19 protein-coding genes are annotated in these 19,637 nt (G+C 50.7%); 3 read left to right on the top strand and 16 right to left on the bottom strand.

Annotated features, from left to right (window positions below; all coding sequences use genetic code 11):
• Positions 1 to 9: 9 nt before the first annotated feature.
• From LCH85_15020 to tsaE, 12 genes are all read right to left on the bottom strand, one after another.
• Positions 10 to 696: an NADH-quinone oxidoreductase subunit J gene (locus LCH85_15020; GenBank protein MCA0353304.1), complete on the bottom strand. Its 687-nt coding sequence runs from the start codon at positions 694 to 696 to the stop codon at positions 10 to 12.
• A gap of 59 nt (positions 697 to 755) precedes the next feature.
• Entirely contained in the window at positions 756 to 1,997 is a 1,242-nt protein-coding gene (nuoH, locus tag LCH85_15015) for an NADH-quinone oxidoreductase subunit NuoH (protein MCA0353303.1), read from the bottom strand.
• Positions 1,998 to 2,000: 3 nt separating this feature from the next.
• Entirely contained in the window at positions 2,001 to 2,993 is a 993-nt protein-coding gene (locus tag LCH85_15010) for a 4Fe-4S binding protein (GenBank protein ID MCA0353302.1), read from the bottom strand.
• The gene (locus LCH85_15005) at positions 2,990 to 4,102 is read right to left on the bottom strand and encodes an NADH-quinone oxidoreductase subunit D (protein ID MCA0353301.1); all 1,113 of its coding nucleotides are present in this window, start codon (positions 4,100 to 4,102) and stop codon (positions 2,990 to 2,992) included. Before LCH85_15005 ends, LCH85_15010 begins: the two co-directional genes overlap by 4 nt.
• Positions 4,103 to 4,105: 3 nt before the next feature.
• Positions 4,106 to 4,642 carry an NADH-quinone oxidoreductase subunit C gene (locus tag LCH85_15000; GenBank protein MCA0353300.1) on the bottom strand — a complete coding sequence of 179 codons (537 nt, stop codon included), beginning with the start codon at positions 4,640 to 4,642 and terminating at the stop codon, positions 4,106 to 4,108.
• Positions 4,626 to 5,378, bottom strand: coding sequence for an NADH-quinone oxidoreductase subunit B (locus LCH85_14995; protein ID MCA0353299.1), 753 nt, complete (start codon positions 5,376 to 5,378; stop codon positions 4,626 to 4,628). Before LCH85_14995 ends, LCH85_15000 begins: the two co-directional genes overlap by 17 nt.
• A gap of 88 nt (positions 5,379 to 5,466) precedes the next feature.
• Positions 5,467 to 5,823, bottom strand: a complete 357-nt coding sequence (locus LCH85_14990) for an NADH-quinone oxidoreductase subunit A (GenBank protein ID MCA0353298.1) — start codon at positions 5,821 to 5,823, stop codon at positions 5,467 to 5,469.
• A 306-nt stretch (positions 5,824 to 6,129) separates the two neighbouring features.
• Entirely contained in the window at positions 6,130 to 6,606 is a 477-nt protein-coding gene (locus tag LCH85_14985) for an FHA domain-containing protein (protein ID MCA0353297.1), read from the bottom strand.
• Positions 6,607 to 7,335, bottom strand: coding sequence for a DUF3662 and FHA domain-containing protein (locus LCH85_14980; protein MCA0353296.1), 729 nt, complete (start codon positions 7,333 to 7,335; stop codon positions 6,607 to 6,609).
• A gap of 27 nt (positions 7,336 to 7,362) precedes the next feature.
• A complete protein-coding gene (locus LCH85_14975) occupies positions 7,363 to 7,890 on the bottom strand; it encodes an AAA family ATPase (GenBank protein ID MCA0353295.1) in 528 nt (175 codons plus the stop codon).
• The gene (gene tsaB / locus LCH85_14970; protein MCA0353294.1) at positions 7,887 to 8,558 is read right to left on the bottom strand and encodes a tRNA (adenosine(37)-N6)-threonylcarbamoyltransferase complex dimerization subunit type 1 TsaB; all 672 of its coding nucleotides are present in this window, start codon (positions 8,556 to 8,558) and stop codon (positions 7,887 to 7,889) included. The genes LCH85_14975 and tsaB overlap by 4 nt, the downstream gene beginning before the upstream one ends.
• A gap of 37 nt (positions 8,559 to 8,595) precedes the next feature.
• A complete protein-coding gene (gene tsaE / locus LCH85_14965) occupies positions 8,596 to 9,111 on the bottom strand; it encodes a tRNA (adenosine(37)-N6)-threonylcarbamoyltransferase complex ATPase subunit type 1 TsaE (GenBank protein MCA0353293.1) in 516 nt (171 codons plus the stop codon).
• 245 nt (positions 9,112 to 9,356) lie between these two features.
• Between tsaE and clpB the strand changes: the two genes are divergently transcribed.
• A complete protein-coding gene (gene clpB, locus LCH85_14960) occupies positions 9,357 to 11,936 on the top strand; it encodes an ATP-dependent chaperone ClpB (protein MCA0353292.1) in 2,580 nt (859 codons plus the stop codon).
• Positions 11,937 to 12,040: 104 nt separating this feature from the next.
• A complete protein-coding gene (locus tag LCH85_14955; protein MCA0353291.1) occupies positions 12,041 to 12,481 on the top strand; it encodes a nuclease A inhibitor family protein in 441 nt (146 codons plus the stop codon).
• Here the strand turns inward: LCH85_14955 and LCH85_14950 are convergent.
• The gene (locus tag LCH85_14950; GenBank protein MCA0353290.1) at positions 12,478 to 13,317 is read right to left on the bottom strand and encodes a hypothetical protein; all 840 of its coding nucleotides are present in this window, start codon (positions 13,315 to 13,317) and stop codon (positions 12,478 to 12,480) included. The genes LCH85_14955 and LCH85_14950 overlap by 4 nt on opposite strands.
• Positions 13,318 to 13,753: 436 nt before the next feature.
• Between LCH85_14950 and LCH85_14945 the strand changes: the two genes are divergently transcribed.
• Positions 13,754 to 15,049: a HAMP domain-containing histidine kinase gene (locus LCH85_14945; GenBank protein MCA0353289.1), complete on the top strand. Its 1,296-nt coding sequence runs from the start codon at positions 13,754 to 13,756 to the stop codon at positions 15,047 to 15,049.
• Here LCH85_14945 and LCH85_14940 read toward each other — a convergent pair.
• The 3 genes from LCH85_14940 to LCH85_14930 all read right to left on the bottom strand — a co-directional run bounded on the left by LCH85_14940 (position 15,030) and on the right by LCH85_14930 (position 19,408).
• On the bottom strand, positions 15,030 to 15,920 hold the full coding sequence (locus tag LCH85_14940; protein MCA0353288.1) for a phosphatase PAP2 family protein: 891 nt from the start codon (positions 15,918 to 15,920) through the stop codon (positions 15,030 to 15,032). The genes LCH85_14945 and LCH85_14940 overlap by 20 nt on opposite strands.
• Positions 15,921 to 16,018: 98 nt before the next feature.
• Complete coding sequence (locus LCH85_14935) at positions 16,019 to 17,770, bottom strand: DEAD/DEAH box helicase (protein MCA0353287.1); 1,752 nt, start codon at positions 17,768 to 17,770, stop codon at positions 16,019 to 16,021.
• Between the two features lie 243 nt (positions 17,771 to 18,013).
• Entirely contained in the window at positions 18,014 to 19,408 is a 1,395-nt protein-coding gene (locus LCH85_14930; protein MCA0353286.1) for a hypothetical protein, read from the bottom strand.
• Positions 19,409 to 19,637 lie beyond the last annotated feature (229 nt).

Genomic DNA, 19,637 nt, shown 5'->3' with positions numbered 1-19,637 from the left:
GTTTTCTCCTTATGCCTGTTCGGAATCGAGCAGAATAGCCGCGCCTTCAGCCTCACGCGGCATAACCGCACCTTCAGCGTCACGAGGCTCGACAATCCCACGTTTTTTCAACGCAATCTCTTCAGCCAAGGTCAGCACACGGCGGCGGCGAGTTCGTTCTTCATAGGCAATTACAATCGCCCCAATCAAAGCCATCAACAACAAAATTGAAACAACTTCAAAAGGCAAGAGGTATTCACCCATAAACGAGCGCCCAATCTCGGTAGCGGTCGCAACTTGCAAGCTAGCCGCAACCCCTTCAACCGGAGCTGGGCCAACTTGAGCCAGTTTCGAAGCTTCTTCCCAAGTTGAGCCATGCTGCCAGAGTGTTGGCACAATCACTCCGAATAGCCCCAAGGCAATCAACAGGGCTACCCACCAGCGCTCAAACACCACGCGCACACCTTCACCAGTAACTTGGCGTGTGAGCATGATAGCAAACAAAACGAGGATTGAAACAGCCCCCGCATAGACCAAAATCTGGACAACTGCTAAAAATTCAGCTTCCATCAGCAAATAGAGCGCTGCCACCCCGATAAACGAGGCAATCAGCCATAATGCTGAGTGGATGATGTTTCTGACTGTCACGACCATAATGCCCGAACCGAGCGTCAACAGGGCGATAACAATAAAAACACCTACCGCAATCGGGTTCATCAAGCTAGTCCTTCCGTATGAAGGATGGAGCAATCGCCCCATCCTTCACGCTTGCGCTTTTACGATAATCCAAGAGCAAGTTCTTCATCGGTTGTGTATAAGTGTTTCTGGACGTTGCGGTTGGTCAGGCGCATAATCAGCGCGACAGCCCCAGCATTGATCAAGAGGGTCAGCCCCACGGCAATTGCCAAACGCCCCCAATTGGTGGCATCAGCAGTGCTTGGTGCACCAAACCACTCGGTCAATTTCGGCCATTGTTGATCCCAGCGCAGCAGCGCTACCCAGAACGAGGCGCTGAGAATGTTGACCAATACCAAGGGCAGCAAGAACTTCCAAGCAAAGCCCATCAGTTGGTCAACCCGCAAACGTGGTACTGTCGCACGGATCAAGACCATGATAAAGAACAACGCGAAGGACTTGAGCAGGAAGTAGATTAATGAAAGCAAACCACCAGCAAAGCCACCCAGCGCATCAACCCCAGGCCCGTTGCCACCACCAAGGTAGAGGGTCGCGGTGATAAAACAGACGGCTAAGTTGCTCATGTAGTTTGAGAGATAGAAAACCGCAAACTTCATGCCGCTATATTCAGTCATATAGCCTGCAATAATTTCTGAGTCGGCTTCAGGAATATCGAAGGGTGTGCGTTCGCCTTCGGCTAAGCTGGCCGTGAAGAACAAGGCAAAGCCCAACAAACCCACTGGTGAGAAGACATACCAGCCCAAGCCCGCAAAGTCATTTTGCGCTTCGACAATCTTTTGCAGCGACATCGAGCCAGTCATCAATACCACGGGGATAATCGCCATAACTTGGGGAATTTCATAGCTGATCAATTGCGCAACCCCGCGCATCCCCCCCAGCAAGGCAAATTTGTTGTTGGAACCCCAACCAGCCATCATCATGCCAATGCTGTGCAAACCGCCAGTGGCGATCACAAACAATACCGCTGCGTTCAAATCGACGGGGAACATTCGGCCCCACGGAATAACCGCAAACGAAAGCACGGTTGCCCCCAGCATCACCACTGGAGCCAAAAAGTGCACAATTCTATCTGCTTCACGGGGCGTTGCATCTTCCTTGGTCATCGTTTTGATCGCTTCGGAAATTGGCTGCAACAACCCTTGAGGACCAACGCGGTTGGGGCCGCGGCGGTCTTGCATATACGAAATAGCGCGGCGTTCATACCACGTCAGGAACATCATGCCAACCGAACCGCCCACGAGAATGAGGGTTACTTTAATGATGCTGGCAATCAGAACACTCAGCCATGATGCAAAGCCTAGTTGTGTTAGTGCATCAGCCATCGATTATTCTCCTCGTTGGGCACGTTTCGCAGCGCGAATTGCCTCAAGCTTGGCACGTTTGTCTTCCGACATGTTCTGACCAATCGCGGCAACTGGGCCACTTGGCGCGGCGCTGGCTGCTGGCGTATCAACAACTGTTTCCACAATTGGCGCAGCTTCAGCGACTGGCGCAGCAGCTGCATCGCCACCACCACGCTTCGCAGCGTTGGCAGCACGAATTGAAATCAGCTTGGCAACTTTTTCTTCTGGCATGTTTTTGCCAATTGCTGCCACAGGGCCACGTGGCTTAGCGGCAGCGGCTGGCGCTGCGCCTGCTACGGGAGTTGCAGCAACGGCAACCGCAGCACCACCCTTGACCTTTTGGCCATGGTCGCGGCCAATCGCGCCTGGGCGGCGTTTGATATTGTTTTGCAACTTCTTCATGGCTTGTTCTTTGACATCCGACCACATGGTTGGCGCAATCGCTTCGTAATACGAGATTGGGCGCAACAAACGGTCGTAGTTCACATCAAGCTCTGGGTGGTTGCCGGTTGATAATTCAAAATCATGGTCCATTTTGATTGCATCAAATGGACAAACTTCGGCACAGTAGCCACACGACATACAGGTGTCATATTCCAACACAAAGTTGGCAGCGGCTGGAACTGGCTTACCAGTTGCTGGATCTTTCGCTTGGGTAATGTGAATCACCTGTGGCGGGCAGATCCGCTCACATTGGAAACATGAAGTACACAATTCATGGCCAGTTGCATCATCGTAGAGCAAAATTGGCATGTTGCGATAAGCTTCAGGCAGCACCAGCCGCTCTTCGGGATATTGCACATTGAATTGGCCTTCGGTATCGGCGCGGTCGCTGTTGGGTTTGCCAAACAAAGCTTTGCGGAATTTGCGAAACACAATTCCCAAGCCTTTGGTCATCCCCTGACCAGCCCGAAAATCCGCGTCATTGCGTTCAACAACAAACACGTCTTCAGTTGCTAAGTGGCTCAACGTCATCGGTCTACCTCGCCCATCACGATATCGATACTACCCAAGATAACCACAACGTCGGCAATCGAGTAGCCTTTGCACATATCAGCCAGCGATGAAAGGTTGATAAACGATGGAGCACGTACTTTATAGCGATACGCGCTACCTGAGCCATCGCTCACAAGGTAGAAACCAAGTTCGCCTTTGGGCGATTCAACCCGCGCATAGGCTTCGCCAGCAGGAGCTTTGAGGCTTTGTTGCTTGACTTTGGGGTTGATAAAGCCACCAGTTGCGTCGGGCAATTGTTCGAGCGCTTGCTCCAAAATTTTGTACGATTCGCGCATTTCGGCGATCCGTACCAAGAAGCGGTCGTACACATCGCCAACTGTACCAACTGGTACTTTAAATTTGAAGCGATCATAAACGGCGTAGGGTTCGGCTTTGCGAATATCATAAGCAACGCCCGAACCACGCAGCACTGGGCCAGTCACGCTATAGGCCAGCGCCAACTCTTTGGGCAACACGCCGATATTACGGGCACGAGCCAAAAGAATTTCACTGTTGAGCAACAAGCCTTCAAAATCGTCGAAGTAGTGCGGTAAACCCTGCATCAACTTCTTCAATTCGGTGATGAACCAATCGTCGATATCGCGTACCACCCCACCAAAGCGGCAGTAGTTACACATCATACGAGCACCCGACACATACTCAAACATGTCGAGAATTTTTTCCCGTTCGCGCATACCCCAGAGCAATGCCGTTTGCCACGCGCCCATGTCGCCGAGCATAAAGCCCATTGCGGTAGCGTGGTTCAAAATTCGCGAAAGCTCATCCATAATCACACGAATGTATTGGGCACGTTCAGGCACTTCAACGCCGGCAAGCGTCTCGACAGCCCGGGCATAGGCATGATTGTTGACCATCGAATTAAAGTAATCGAGGCGGTCGGTGAAGGGCATATTTTGCAAATAGGTATTGACTTCACCAAGCTGCTCGTGATTACGATGCAAATAGCCAAACACTGGTTTAAGGTCAACCAAGGTTTCGCCATCGACAGTCACCAACATCCGAAACACACCGTGAGTCGAAGGGTGCTGAGGACCAATATTAATTTGCAGTTCTTCAGTCTTTAGCATTGACTATTCTCCCGTGACGTGAGTATATTTATCGCCCGTCTTGGGGAAGTCTTTCCGCATTGGAAAGCCCTTAAACTCATCCCACATATAGATCCGTGCCAGATTTGGATGGCCAGGGAACACCACGCCATACATATCGTAGGCTTCGCGTTCTTGCAAATCGGCACCAGGCCAGGTGGGCGTTAGCGATGGAACAATACACTCTTCTGGGCTACGACCAATCCGCACCCGCACCCGTAGGTCGGGGCCACCCTCAGCAGCGTTATAGAATTGATAGACAACTTCGATTAACCCTTGTTTGAGGTAATCGACCGCTGTGATGTTAGAAAGCAAATCGTAGCCAAATTTATCACGGATGAAGTGGGCAACTTCGACAAGTGCCTCAGCCTTAACCACTGCATCAAAATCGAGCAATACGGTTTGGCCTTCGCCATGAGCTTCGGGTTGGTCGGTTGCTTGGGTATCCCAACGGGTATCTAGGGCGTTGGGCATTTCGGTTTGCAGGATCGAGCGCAGTTCGCCTCTAGCCAGCAATGCCATGGGCTACCTCCTCGATCGTTACCGTGCCAGCCCGCAACATTGGCTTGGGCTGATTGCCTTCCAAGGCTTTAGTTGATGCATCGCGTTCGCCTTTGCCACCCAAGGCTGGGCTAACAAATGGCGGCATTTTGGGCGTGCCACCCACGGGGTCAGCCGTCCCAGGAATTCCAGGCACTTCCAAGCCTTCAGCGCCAAAAATTGGCACTGGAAACTCGTTGACCACGCCTTCATCATCGCCATACCAACGCACTTGTTGCAAGGATTGCACATCAATTTGCGCTTGCAAGGTCATCAAGGCATGCAACAACGCTTCAGGGCGAGGTGGGCAACCTGGAATATACACATCAACCGGAACATATAAATCAACGCCGCGCACCACATTGTAACCATCGCGGAAGGGGCCACCAGAGGTTGCACAAGCTCCCATCGAAATTACATAGCGTGGCTCAGGCATTTGGTTAAACAAACGAACAACCTGTGGAACCATTTTCTTGGTCACAGTCCCAGCAACGATCATCACGTCAGCTTGGCGGGGCGAGGCGCGAAAGAGTTCCGAGCCAAAGCGCGAAATATCATAACGCGAAGCAGCTGCGGCAATCATCTCAATCGCGCAGCAAGCTAACCCGAACTGCATCGGCCACACCGAAGAGCGGCGACCCCAGTTGTACAGCTTATTGATGGTCGTAAACAGCACCCCCTGCTGCTCAAGATCCATTTGCGTTTGTAGATCAGACATACGCCCTCCGGGCAAAATGGTGAATTGAATTAGGCCAAGGCCCAGCGCAGCCGCGCCGCCTCCGCGCCGTCACTCCCCTATTCGTCGCTTAAATCCACTCAAGTGCGCCTTTTTTCCAGGCATACACCAAACCGATGGTCAGAATTGCTAAAAAGACCACCATTTCAAAGAGGGCAAACAAGCCCAGTTGCCCATAAGCCACTGCCCATGGATACAAAAAGACCGTTTCGATATCGAAAATCACAAAGGCCAAAGCATACAAGTAGTATTGAACTTTGAATTGGACCCAGATATCGCCAATCGCCTCCAAACCACACTCGTAGGTCGAAAGCTTGACTGGTGTGGGTCGGTTGGGCCGTAAAAAGGCCGACAGCACCAGCGGCAAGAGCGGAAAGGTGATCGCGGCAAGCGCGAAGATCCCGATAAACGCATAGTTTGTAAGCATAGGTCGGTCTCCTAGTGATGCCTGTTACAAACACACAAAGAGCGAGACGGGTAAGCCCCAGTACTCGCTGTACATAATTGCACTAACACCGTGCAGCCATTGCGAAGTATATCACAGGCAGATTAAACTGACAAATAACTTTTAACCCTCAAGAGGTGGTTTTTAGCCCTTTATAATCAGCTATTTTGAAAATATAAAATTATGTCAAGTTCTCATCTGAGGTGATGCCAAACGCTGTAACTGCGGGTTTTAGAGGCTAAAAAAGGGGCAGCAGCATCAAGCTATTGTCAATGCTGCTGATCAGGGTTAACGTGAAAGTTTGAGCTCGATCCGCCCAATCCGAATGATGTCGCCATAGACAATTGGGGTTGGATCAGCGACTTCAATATCATTAATAAAGGTGCCGTTGGTTGAGCGCTGATCTTCGAGCCACCAGCTATCACCACGCCACTCCAATAGCGCATGCTCCGAGGATAAAAATGAGTCGTTCAGGGCCACATCGCTATCTGGCCGCCGCCCAATCATATTGACCGCGCCAAGCTCAAAGGCATAGCCACGCTGCAAACCAGTATCGCCACTCGACATGACAATCAGTTTGCCATATAAATTTTGCGCCGCTCCCGCCAGCACGCCCGCACCACCAGTTCCTGTGCCAACTACCTGCAATTCGCGCCGAATAACCCGCACTACCTGATACAAAAAGAAGTACAAGAAAAAGATCACGCTAATTCGTAAGAGCAAGATTACAAAATCAAGCGTAGCACTGGTGATGCTCTGACCCATTTAGGCCTCCTCAAAACGCAATTCCAAGCCGCCGAGCGACACAATATCGCCGTTGCGCAGTTCCCGTTCTTGCACCGGATCACCATTAACAAAGGTTCCGTTGGTCGAACGCACATCGCTGACCCAAAAACGTCGCGCCCGATAGCGCAGTTGGGCATGCTCGCGCGAAACCCGACTATCTTCTAAAATCAAGTCGTTGTTCAGGCCACGACCCAAATTGGTCACCGATTTTTTAACTGGAATCCGGTGTTCGCCTTGGTCAGTATACAAGATTAAGTTGGCTTTTGGCGTAGCTGGTTGGCCATTCATTGCCGCACCATTTGGCCCGATCATTTGGGTATTGCCGCCCAAGTGCGCTGGCGCTTCGCTGATTTGACCATCGATCATAATTGAGCGCTGCTTAACCGCCGGATCAGCCACCAACTCCACATTTGGATGGTTGATCATGGTAAAACCACGCTCACGGGCTAGCTCAGCCAAATAACGCGCCATCTCATGCTGCAAATTGGTTTTAACTGGCTCAAACGCCTTATAATCATCGGGATGCAAGTGCGCTTTATAGGCATTCGGCACCAAAATCCGATCCATACTAATCGTTTGTTGGCTTTCCATGGCCCGCTCAAGGCGCTTGCCAATTTCGGCTGGCTGAATTGGGCTGCGGAACAAGCGTGCCACATTGCCCTCAACCATTCCTTCCATAAATTGTTCAAAGCGTGATAATGCACTCATCGCTATTCCTCCGTGCGCAGGAGTTGACTAAGCAGCAATCTGCGATAGATCAACCAAGAATTGTTCAATCGCCGCATCGCCGCGTAGATGAAAAACCAGTTTAGTCGCTTTAGCCTCAGCTAGGCGTTTCAACACCTTTGGTCGTCGAGCCTTTGGGTAATTCCAAACAAAGTCAAAGGCAACAGAATCAAGTTTTTCAGGGCAATCTGGCGCTAAATCAGGCCGCGAACGCCCATGATACATAACTCGGCGTTTGACTACTCGCCATAAACACAATAAGCGTGGCTGATCAACAAAAATAATAGTATCGGCATAAGGCCAACGTTCATCGAGCGTTGCTGAATAATTGCCATCCATAATCCATTCCGACGCTTGCACCAATTCGCGTTGTTGCGCTCGCCATGTCTCGCGATCTGGCTCAACCCAATTTGGTCGCCAAAAATGGCTATCGAGATGAATCACTGGCAAATTCAAAACTGCCCCAAGCCGCTTGGCCAGCGTACTTTTGCCCGAACCCATAGAGCCAAAGATCAAAACCCGTCGAATCGCTTTCACTTAGCTGGCTCCTTGACCGCCGCCCCCAAATATGAAGGTTCTAGGCTGGTCAAATCGTCGCGTTCGCCCGCTTGCAGCCGATTCCAAGCGATCTCGGCCAAAAAACCAGCGCGGCGCAAACCAACCGCTGGCGATGGAATCACGACCCCAGCCCCTCGCGCTTCGTTAATTGATAACGCTAAACGAGGGTCAACATCACCGCAAACTAAAGCCAATTCAGGAATTGCCGCCAACAATTCTTCGCGCGAAACATTGCGTTCAACCCCGATTCGCGTCCAAGCTCGGCGTAAGCGATATTCAGCCATGGCATAACGATCGCGGCCAAGTTTGATCACCGCAACCACGCTGCGCCCGATCCGCTGATGAGGATAGGCCAAGGTTTCAAGGCTGCTAATGCCAAGCAACGGCAAATCGTGGGCCAAAGCTAGGCCTTTGGCACTGCTCATGCCAACTCGAATGCCGCTCCACGAGCCAGGCCCAACCGAAACTGCAACCCCAGTTAATTCAGCTGGGGTCAAATCAAGGTTGCTGAGTAATTGCTGCGCCATTGGCAGCAATTGGCTGGAATGGCCGCGCCCAGCAAACCAATTGGCTTCAGCGCGTAATCCAGCGGCATCGTACACGGCAACCCCAGCGGTGTCGGTGGCAGTATCAAAGGCAAGTAACATAACAATCTCAATCTAACAACACAGGCAGAAGGCCCAATTATTTACCACGTAAGCGCTGGATCAATTGCTTATAGCGCTCGCCATGCGGCTTGAGTCGCATCATCCGTTTGGTTTCGGCTAAGTGATCGATCCGAATTTCCAGATATTCACTGGGCAACGAATCGGCGACCCGTTCAGCCCATTCGATCACACAAATAGCGCTATCGTCCCACAATTCTTCCAAACCAATCGAATCGAAATCCTTGGCATTGCCCTCAAGTCGATACAAATCGATATGGTGAATACGGGTACGACCATGGGTTTTATCGGCAGTATAGTTATTGACTAAAACAAAAGTTGGGCTGGTAACGTCTGCTTCAGGGATACCAAATGCGCTGGCAATGCCCTTGGTGAGGTGGGTTTTGCCCACGCCAAACGTCCCAAACAACAGCACTAAATCGCCAGCGGTTAAGGCTGCGCCGATCTGCTGACCAATTCGCACCGTGTGGGCTGGCCCATGGCTAACCACATCGATGCTATCAGGCTCTAAAATGGCAGGAATACGTGCTTTCATAGGCTCAATTGTAGCATATGCTGGCTGAAAACGGGCATCATCCCAATTGCCATGGTTGCTATGCTCTACGCTACTTGTCAAGCCGATCAACGCCGCTTTAGCATAGCGCCTAAATTAGCAAACACCGATGATATTTCGCTGAAATCATTATGTTCAGACAATCTTCTAACATTGGCCTACTATGTTTTTAACAAGGCTCTGCTATGCTAACTGCAACGACAACTGAATAGGGAGGTTTCGCACAGATGAATTTGAATATTTACACCGAAAAATCACGCGCAGCTATTTTTGATGCCCAAAGCATCGCTTCTCGCAACGGCCAAAGCGAAATCACACCAGAACACGTTCTTGTGGCCTTGCTCGAACAAACTGATGGCGTGGTTCCGCAAATTATCACCAAAATGGATCGCGATCCGCAGGCCTTGGTCGCTGCGGTTAATGATGAAATTCGCCGTTTGCCACGAGTTAGCGGCACGCAAATGCAGCCTGGCATTGGCCAACGCTTAGATCAAGTATCGCAAACTGCTGAAAATGAAGCCAAAGGCATGGGCGATGAGTATGTTTCCACCGAACATCTCTTGCTTGGCTTGGCCAGCGAACGCGCCAAAGGCCCATCGCAACGCTTGCTGACCTCGTTTGGCATTACCAAAGATGCGATTCTCAAAACATTAACTGCTATCCGTGGCAATCAACGGGTCACCGACCAAAATCCTGAGGGCAAATATCAAGCGCTCGAAAAATATGGCCGCGATTTAACAACGCTGGCCCAACGCGGCAAGCTTGATCCAGTCATTGGCCGCGATGAAGAAATTCGCCGCACGATTCAGGTGCTTTCACGCCGTACCAAAAATAATCCAGTCTTAATTGGTGAGCCAGGTGTTGGTAAAACCGCGATCGTCGAGGGCTTAGCAGCACGGATTGTGCGCGGCGATGTGCCCGAAGCGCTGCGTAACAAACGTTTGATCGCACTCGATTTGGGAGCGCTGGTTGCAGGCGCAAAATTTCGCGGCGAGTTTGAAGAACGGCTCAAAGCTGTGCTCAGCGAAGTAACCTCGGCTGATGGTCGGGTAATTTTGTTTATCGATGAGTTACATACCGTAGTTGGGGCTGGCGCTGCCGAAGGCTCGATGGATGCCTCGAATATGCTCAAGCCCGCTTTGGCTCGCGGTGAACTGCACACCATCGGGGCAACCACGCTTGATGAATATCGCAAATATATTGAAAAAGACCCAGCATTGGAGCGCCGTTTCCAACCGGTTTTGGTCGGCGAACCAAGTGTCGAAGATACCATCTCGATTTTGCGCGGCTTGAAAGAACGCTACGAAACCCATCATAACGTGCGAATTACCGATGCAGCGATTGTCGCCGCCGCAACCTTATCCAATCGTTATATCGCTGATCGCTTCTTGCCCGACAAGGCGATTGACTTGATCGACGAAGCTGCTGCCAAACTACGCATGGAAATCACCAGCGATCCGGTTGAACTTGATGAGATCAAGCGCAAACGCATGCAATGGGAAATCGAGCGCGAAGCCTTGAAACGCGAGAAAGATCCTGCATCCAAGGAGCGCTTAGAGCGGCTCGAACGTGATTTGGCCAACTTGCGCGAACAACAAGCGGTGCTTGATACCAAACTTTCCAGCGAGCGCGGTGCAATCAATGCCATCGCTCAACTAAAGGAAAAAATCGATCAAACTAAGGTGCAAATTGAGCAAGCCCAGCGCCAATATGATTACAACCGGGCTGCCGAGCTGCAATATGGCACGCTCAACAGCTTAGAGCAACAGCTCGGCGAGGCCGAAGCCAAAGTTCGTGATATGCAAGAACATGGCATGTTGCTCAACGAAGAAGTCTCCGAAGAAGATATTGCTCAAGTTGTCGCCAAATGGACGGGCATTCCGGTTTCCAAGCTATTGGAAGGCGAATTGCAGAAACTGGTCAAGATGGAAGAACGCTTGCATGCCCGCGTGATCGGCCAACACGAAGCGGTCAAAGCCGTTTCCGATGCAGTGCGACGTTCACGGGCCGGCTTGCAAGATCCCAATCGTCCACTAGGCTCGTTCTTATTCCTTGGGCCAACTGGGGTTGGTAAAACCGAGTTGGCACGGGCATTGGCTGAATTTCTGTTCGATGACGAAGCAGCGATGGTGCGGATCGATATGTCGGAATATATGGAGCGTCATGCCGTGGCACGGCTGATTGGCGCACCTCCAGGTTACGTTGGCTACGAAGAAGGCGGCCAATTAACTGAGGCCGTGCGCCGTCGCCCCTATAGCGTGGTGCTGTTCGACGAAATTGAAAAAGCCCATCCCGATGTGTTCAACACGCTGTTGCAATTGCTCGATGATGGTCGCCTGACCGATGGCCAAGGTCGGTTGGTCGATTTCACCAATACCGTGGTGATTATGACCTCGAACATCGGCAGCAATCGGATTCAAAGTTTGGTTGATGATGAAGAAGCGATGCGCGAAGCCGTGCTAGAAGAACTGCACGACGAGCTACGGCCTGAATTCCTTAACCGGATTGATGATGTGATTATCTTCAAGCCCTTGACCCAAGCTGAAATCAAACATATCGTCGATATTCAGGTTGATCGGCTGAGCAAACGCTTGAGCGAACGTAAACTTAAATTGGTGTTGAACGAAGCAGCTCGTCAGCACTTAGCTCAAGTTGGTTATGACCCAGTGTTCGGCGCACGGCCACTCAAACGCGCCATCCAGAGCGAATTACTCAATCCATTGGCTTTGGAAGTGCTCAAAGGTAAATTCCCAGGTGGCACAACCGTCAATGTTGATGTTGAAAATGGTAAACTCAGTTTCGACTAAGTGCTAGCAATCGCAGCCCTCATCAGTAGCTTGATGGGGGCTTTTGTTGGTGCGAAAAATGCCCTATACTAGCTCCATTCAGCCAATTGTCGATGGAGCAGTGTATGCCCTTTCGTCGTCCACGTCGCGGGCGGATCAGCCCAATTCGACGTAAACAAGGAGTTTCTGTGGCCGAAACAAGCGTAGAAAAAATTACAGCCGCCGCCAATGGCTTGCTGATGATGAGCGAAACCGATGCCCCCTTCACGCCGTTTGCTTGGGATGCTGCCACCCCATTCAGCCCCGAAGCCCTCGCCAATGGCCAGCCCATCCAAACCATTAGCCTTGAGCAATTCTTGGGCAACGCCACAACCGTGCAAGATTGGCATGGCGAGGCTGAAAAAGCTACAGTTAGCCAATTTCAGCAGTTGGTCGAAGTGCTCAAGGCCGAATTAACCGACATCCAAGTTTATCGTGTGGGCGAGATTAACATCGATGCCTATATTGTGGGCAAGGATAGCGCAGGCAATTTGGTTGGTTTAAAAACTCAGTTGGTCGAAACCTAGACCAAAAACCATTGCACCAAAAATGGTTTACAACGCCGCCGCAGCCGATCGCGCAAATTGTAGAGATCATTGGCCTGCAAGCCGAGCTGTTTCGCCAAAGCTGTAATGTTGTTATCCTCGCACAACAAGGCATACCAATATTGCTGGGCAATTGGATACAGCGGATCATCAACCATCGCGTGAACTTCAGCCGCCATGTGCCGTTGAAGTTCACAGCGCTCAACATGCTCATCGGGGGAAAGATCGGGCGAAGCAATCGTGTCGCCTAATTCACGTTGATGATCGCGCCCGTGGCTTTGGCTAAGATAATAGGTTTGATCTTGGGGCTTGGGCGTATAAACATTGCTACTTTCGTGGATTCTGCGTCCACCACTACCACCATGTTTTTTAGCATCCTTGGCTCGCCACCAATGAATAATCGCCCGATCAGCGATGGTGTGAATATAGCTACGCAAACGAGCTTCAAAGCGAAATTGAGGCAGCGAACGTTTGACATTTTCGTAGGCTACTAAATCTGGTGAATGCTCACACAATTGCGAGCCATTGCCCAGCGAAAAGCGCTTGCAACGATACCAGCTCAAAATCTCATCCATAATCGAGACCCAAATCAGTTCATGACTAGGATGTTGTGGATCGCAGGCGGCGGCGACCGTGGCATAATCGTGATAGACATTGACCACCACATCAGCAAATTTGGCAGGGTTGGGGATTGGGTTGCGTTGCAAGATTGCACAACTGCGCTGGCAAAGAAGCTGGCATCCCGCCCCATCCAAATTCCAGCACTGTTGTTGATTCAAATCAGCTACTATATCAGTTAAGTCGTCGGGCTTAGTCATATGCTGCCTCATTCTAAACATAATTCAATTACTACAATCGGCTGCACTGCATAACAAATGGTAATGCTAGGATGATTTGCAGAACATGGCGGCACACGCGAATTATTCTCTCGTAAAATTGGGATAGCGTAGGCTCCTTATTTCAATCATTTTAATAAGCCAGCAGACAATTGGTGAACAAAATGACGGTAACAATTGATAACAGTTGTTGGGGATAGCGCTATTAAAGCACGATCTATTTATATATCACAACAGTTCTTAAGGACTTATTGTGGATAGGACTAAGTGCTAGGCATGGCCTATATCCAACCAGCTTTGTCAAACTGAAAACGAGGACTAGAGCGAATTAGGCTAAATGAACCCTTAAAAAGTGTTAGAAAGCCACGTTGACCAAACCCTTAGCAACCACTCAAGCCCATTTCAAGAAAGCAAACCTATGCCAGAGCAACCAATCGTCCCATGGAAAGTGCGTGCTTGGCACTGGATCAAGCAATGGTGGCAAGATATTGTCCATGGCGCTGATCCATTTGCGACGCTCACGGCAATTTTGGCCTTGTTTACGGCATTAATTGGGGTTATGGGCGCAGTTAATTTGGATTATGGTGGTGCACCAACCGCAGTTATTTTGCTGGATTTTGGAGTTACGCTCTGTTTGGGCGGCTTAGCCTGGTGGATGTTTCGCCAACCCAATGCGCTTTGGCCACGCTGGATTGTAGTTGCGGTGCTCACGCTGGCCTGTTTTTATGTGCTGGCGACGATTCCCTCGGATGCGGCGGTAGTGGTCTTGACGATGTTGCCAATTTTGATGGCGATGTTAGCGAGTCGGCGTTGGTGGCCAATCGCCTTTTATCCGCTCTCAGTCACGATTGTTGCGTCAATTCATGCTGGCGGTTGGCGCGTGTTTACGCCAGCAATCATCGCATTCAACATTTTGGAGTTTTTGATGCTCTGGGGGGTCACGTCGCAGGCAGTCCAATTTGCCAAAGCGCGGGTCAAAACCGAAGCTCAACTGAGCAAAGAGCAGCAAGTTCGCCAATTTATGCGCTTTTTTCAGCACGAATTGCGCTCCTACAGCAATAGCCTTGATGTGCTGTTGCCAATGCTCAATCAGCATCTTGCCGAACAAACAGTGATCGATCACAACGCGATTCACCCGCAAGAGTTGGTGCGCGTATTACAAACCACCGCCGATTCAATTCGCCAACTAACCACCGAATTGTTGGTGCTCACCCGCGAAGGCCAATTACTGCCGCAGCAACGAATGCCCATCCAATTATTGCCGCTGCTGCAAACTGAACAAGCTGAATGTCAAAGCGAAATGCAACGCCATGGCTTGAATTCGACGATTCAGATCGATTGCCCCGCTGATTGTATTGTGGTTGGCGATGCACTTTTTTTGCGCTTGGCGATTCATACGATTTTGCAAAACGCAATTGAGGCGTTGTTACGCTACCCTGGCGAAGGTCAAATCTTCATTCAGGTTGAACAAACGCCTCAATCAACACAGATTGTGATCTACGATACGGGCAAGGGCTTTCCTGCCGATTTGCTTGATCATTTAAATCAGGCTCAATCATTAAACCAAGCCTTGGGCTGGACGACTAAAATGGGTGGCAGTGGCTTAGGTATGCCCTTGATTCGCCATGTGGCGCTCTTGCATGGTGGCACTGCCCAGTTTAGCAATCGGCCAGAGGGCGGTGCACAAATTAAGCTCAATTTGCCGCAGGTTTAGCGATCGTCAAACGAAATAGCAATGGTGCACCAAAAGTCGTCCATACACCAATGATCAAATAACGGATACCATCAGCAATCAGCGTTTCGGGCAAAACGCTTTTGAGCAGCGCCCGCAACACAAATACAATGCTAATGCCCAGCCCAATTTTGATCAATTGCCGCCACCAAATCGTTTGCACCTGAAATTGAGCGTAGCGTTGTTGCAAACCCAACGTGCCCAACGAACCAGCCAAAAAGCCAAGCATCTTAACTCGATCAGCACCAGGATCGACCAATAAGCCAATTAAACTGATCGCGGCAAGCGCTAAGGCCAAGCCTTCTTGCTGTTTGCTTGGCAAATTGCTGATAATTGGCGTGAGATAGATACTGGCAACCACAATTAAACTGCCAAAAAACCAACCACCAAGGATATCAATCGGCCAATGCACACCCAAATAGAGCCGCGAAAAGCTAACCAGCAAAATCATAATGCCAGCCATGGCCCAAGCCCAGCGCTGGCGCAGCCACAATCCAACAAACGCCCAAAAAACCAAAGTATGTTGGGCATGGCCGCTGGGAAACGAAGGACTCCACGAGCCATCATCTTCGAGCGCGGTAGCTTTAGCGCCTTCACTCAATACAAATCGCTCAGGATGGGCAGCGGCAGGTCGAGCAGTATCAAACCAATCTTTCAGCCAAGCATTGGTATAAAACGAGCCAAGCAACATCACCAACAATCGAACGCCTAAGTTGATTCCAACACACCAAAAAATCAGCGGCCCAAGCAGCAGGTAAAAATCCTCGCCGCCAATATTGGTAATCCACAAAAACAGCCGATCAAGCACTGGGTTATGCCATTGCTGCAAACGTTCAAGCAAATCGAATTGCATCGCCAACCTCACTAAGATGATTGGCGCAATTATACGTTAATCAAAAACGGCTCCTTGGCAGCAACCAAGGAGCCGAAGCACTGGACGAATAAATGAGTTTAGCGACGTGGGCGAGCCAAGGTTGGGGTGATTTTCACACCGCGAATTTGGGTTCGACCAAGGGCAGCCAACACGCGGTTTGCAGCATCATCTGGCACATCAACAAAGGTGAAGTTATCGAAAATGTCGATTGCGCCGATTGCGCGGCCTGGCAAGCCTGATTCGTTGGCAATTGCGCCAACAATATCAGCTGGGCGCACACCTTGTTCGCGACCAATATCTACAAACAAACGGGTCATGCCTTCTTCGCGGAACGAGCGGCCACCGTTGTTGCGATCACCACCGCGTGGCCCACGGGCAGCACGATCGCCACCGCGATCGCCACCACGTTCACCAGCGCGACCATTATCGCGGCGATCGCCACGGCGACCATTATCGCGACTATCGCGGCGATCACCACGGCGAGCATCGAAGTTGGCTTCGTCTTCAACCATTTCTAAAGGATCTTCGGCGGTCAAATCTGGTTCGCCAAGCATCATCTTGAAGGCAGCAGCAGCCAAATCGGTTGGTGAATATTGTTCGGCCAATTCTTCAGCCAAGACCAAATATTGCTCCAAACCACCTTGTTCGTTGTGTTGCTCGATCAATTCACGCAAGTTATCTTTGAATGCTTCGCGGCGGCGGGCAACCACATCGGCAATTGTTGGCAAGCGCAAGCGCTGAATTGGAGCACCAGTCATGCGTTCGATCGTGCGCAGTTGGCGGCGTTCGCGTGGAGTTACCAAGGTTACGGCAACACCCGAACGGCCAGCCCGACCAGTTCGGCCAATCCGGTGAACATAGGCCTCAGGATCAAGCGGAATATCATAGTTGATCACGTGGCTGACATGTTCAATATCCAAACCACGGGCAGCAACATCGGTTGCAACCAAGATTTCCACTTGTTCTTCGCGGAAGCGCTTCATCACGCGATCGCGCATAGCTTGGCTCAAATCGCCGTGCAGCAATTCAGCGCCATAGCCACGAGCCAACAATTTTTCACCAAGCTCATCGACCATGGCCTTGGTGCGGCAGAAAATAATCGCCGAGGTTGGCATTTCAAGGTCAAGAATCCGTGTGAGCACTTCAAATTTATCGCGTGCGCCAATTTCATAATAGACTTGACGAATTTGCGGCACAGTCAATTGTTCGCGTTCGATCGTCACCATTTGGGGTGATTTCAAGTATTTGCGAGCCAAACGCGCGATTTCATCGGGCATGGTAGCTGAATATAAAGCGGTTTGGCGATCCTTGGGAGCGCGTTCCAAAATATATTCAATATCATCAACAAAGCCCATGTTGAGCATTTCGTCGGCTTCGTCGAGCACCACGGTGCGCACGGTCGAAAGATCAAGCGTGCCACGTTCCATGTGGTCCATCAAACGGCCAGGCGTGCCAATGACGATATTGACCCCACGCTTCAAAGCGCGAAGTTGGCGATCAATTGGTTGACCACCATAGACTGGCAAGGCACGAATATTCAAATATTTGCCATACGCTGAAATAGCATCCGAGACTTGGACGGCTAATTCGCGCGTTGGGGTCAAGATCAAGGCTTGCACACCCATGGCTTTGGGATCAATCCGTTCGATCGTTGGCAACGAAAAAGCAGCGGTTTTGCCGGTACCTGTTTGCGCTTGGGCGATAATATCATTGCCACTGAGCATCAAACCAATACTTTGGGCCTGGATTGGAGTTGGTTCTTCATAGCCAAGTTCAGTAATTGCCCGCAACGTCGCTTCGCCTAGCCCAAGTTCCGTAAACGTAGTCATTAAAACGAGTATCCTTTCGGTGAATGTAGGGTTAACAGCCCGTTGCTGTTACCGTCCCGCAGCGTGCGGAGTCGCCCTAACCCCCCGAATGGCAAGCAAGCGACGCGCACGACACAAAAAACGCGGGGGCTACACCGCCCGCGTTTTCGTTCTCTGCTTAGCGTTAGATCCGATTATAGCATGATTTTTTGATTATGCCAAAACGCAGATAGGTGCATCTTCTTAATTTTTGATTGCGCTGGCTCAGTTCAAATATTGTTCAATTTGCTGAAGCCAGGGGGTTTGAATTGCCTGATTGGCAGCTTGTTTGAGCAACATTTGGCCATCGGGCTTGGCTTGTTGCCAACGGGCAAGCGCATATAAATAGGCCAATTGAGGATCATCAGGGCTCGTTTGATAGAGCGGCGAAATCAAGTCTTCAGCTTCAGCCGCCAACGAGCATTGCAACGCAGTATTGGCGACAACCCGCCGTGCCAACCCATCCACTGGCGTATTCAGCGCTTGGCGGGCATACTGCAAGCCACTGCTACAGCGGCGCAAGGGTGTATTGATATAAAAATTAGCAGCCTCTAGGGCCAGACTACCACTTAATGGGCCAGTCGCAATCGCTTGATTATAGGCAGCGACAGTGCCATTAAAATCGCCTTGGCTTAGGCTGATCGTCGCCGCAACTAAATAATTTTCGCTACTAGCTGGCTCCAAATTAACCGCTTGTTGCAAGGCAGCAAGTGCCAAATCGAGCTGTTGGCTGCTAGCGGCAATTTTGGCTTGGGTGCGCGGCAGGGTCGCAACATTTGGCCATTGCGCTTGGGCCGTGGCGATTAATGTTAAAGCCGTGGCACTATCGCCAGCACTCCAATGCAACAAGGCGCGTTGGTTAGCGGCAAAACTCGCCATTTGATCACTGGCAGGAATTTGGCTAAGCAACAGATCGGCGGCTTGCCACAAACCCTGTTCACTCCATAAACTGGCCACCCCAAGCATCCGTTGGGTTGGATCTTGGGGCACAAGTTGCTGCATCCGTTGAATTCGTTGTTGCCACTGCCATGGATTCGCCAAGCGTGGGCCGTTGGTTTGCGGTTGAATTTGGGCTAAAAATTGTTGCGCAAGGTTTGGATCATTGGGCAATGCCAACTCAACGCTGCGCAGCCAAGCCCAATTCTGCCAAGGCTGGGGCAAGGCTTGAGCCTGATTTAATTGATTGGTCGCACTAATCAAATCGCCCACACGCAGCGCTAATTCAGCCCGTAGCAAGTGGCTCCATGGATCAGATTCTAAAGTACGGATTGTTGTTTGAACCGCAGCTTGATCGCCACGTTGCAAGCCAGCCCAGCCATAGAATTGCCAAGCTTGTTGGTGTTGTTCAACATTCAGAGGTTGGCGAAATACCTCGATTAATTGATAATCAGCCGCTTGCCACTCGCCACGGGTCAAATACAATTCAGTCAAGGCTAATTGATTGGGCACACTTGGCCGGGTTTGGTTTAATTGTTGATATAAGCGAGTTGCTTGATGCCAGTTGCCAGCTAAACGCGCTTGAGCCGCTTGCCGCGCCAAACTTGGTGGCTGCCGAATAAGCCATACCAACCCAATAATAATGATTAAACTGGCTCCAAGCCAACGCCAAATCCGTGCCACACGAGCCTCCCCAACCAGATTTAGGCCTATTATCCACGATTTTAATAAAGAGGCTAGGAGCTAGGGGTCAGGGATCAGAAGTTTTGATCTACGACAAGCACGAAGAGCGTAGAAACCGCGAAGAACACGAAGGCTGATCTTGCTATAGCCCACATCCAAGAGCCTAAGCCTAATTCCTGAAGCCTAGTGCCTGATCTCTGACCCCTAGCAATCAATGCTAAAAAATCGT

This window comes from Chloroflexota bacterium (assembly GCA_020161265.1).
In the GTDB taxonomy this organism is placed as follows: domain Bacteria; phylum Chloroflexota; class Chloroflexia; order Chloroflexales; family Herpetosiphonaceae; genus Herpetosiphon.
The sequence above is the reverse complement of the archived record's forward strand: the minus strand, read 5'-3'. Positions and strand labels throughout refer to the sequence as shown.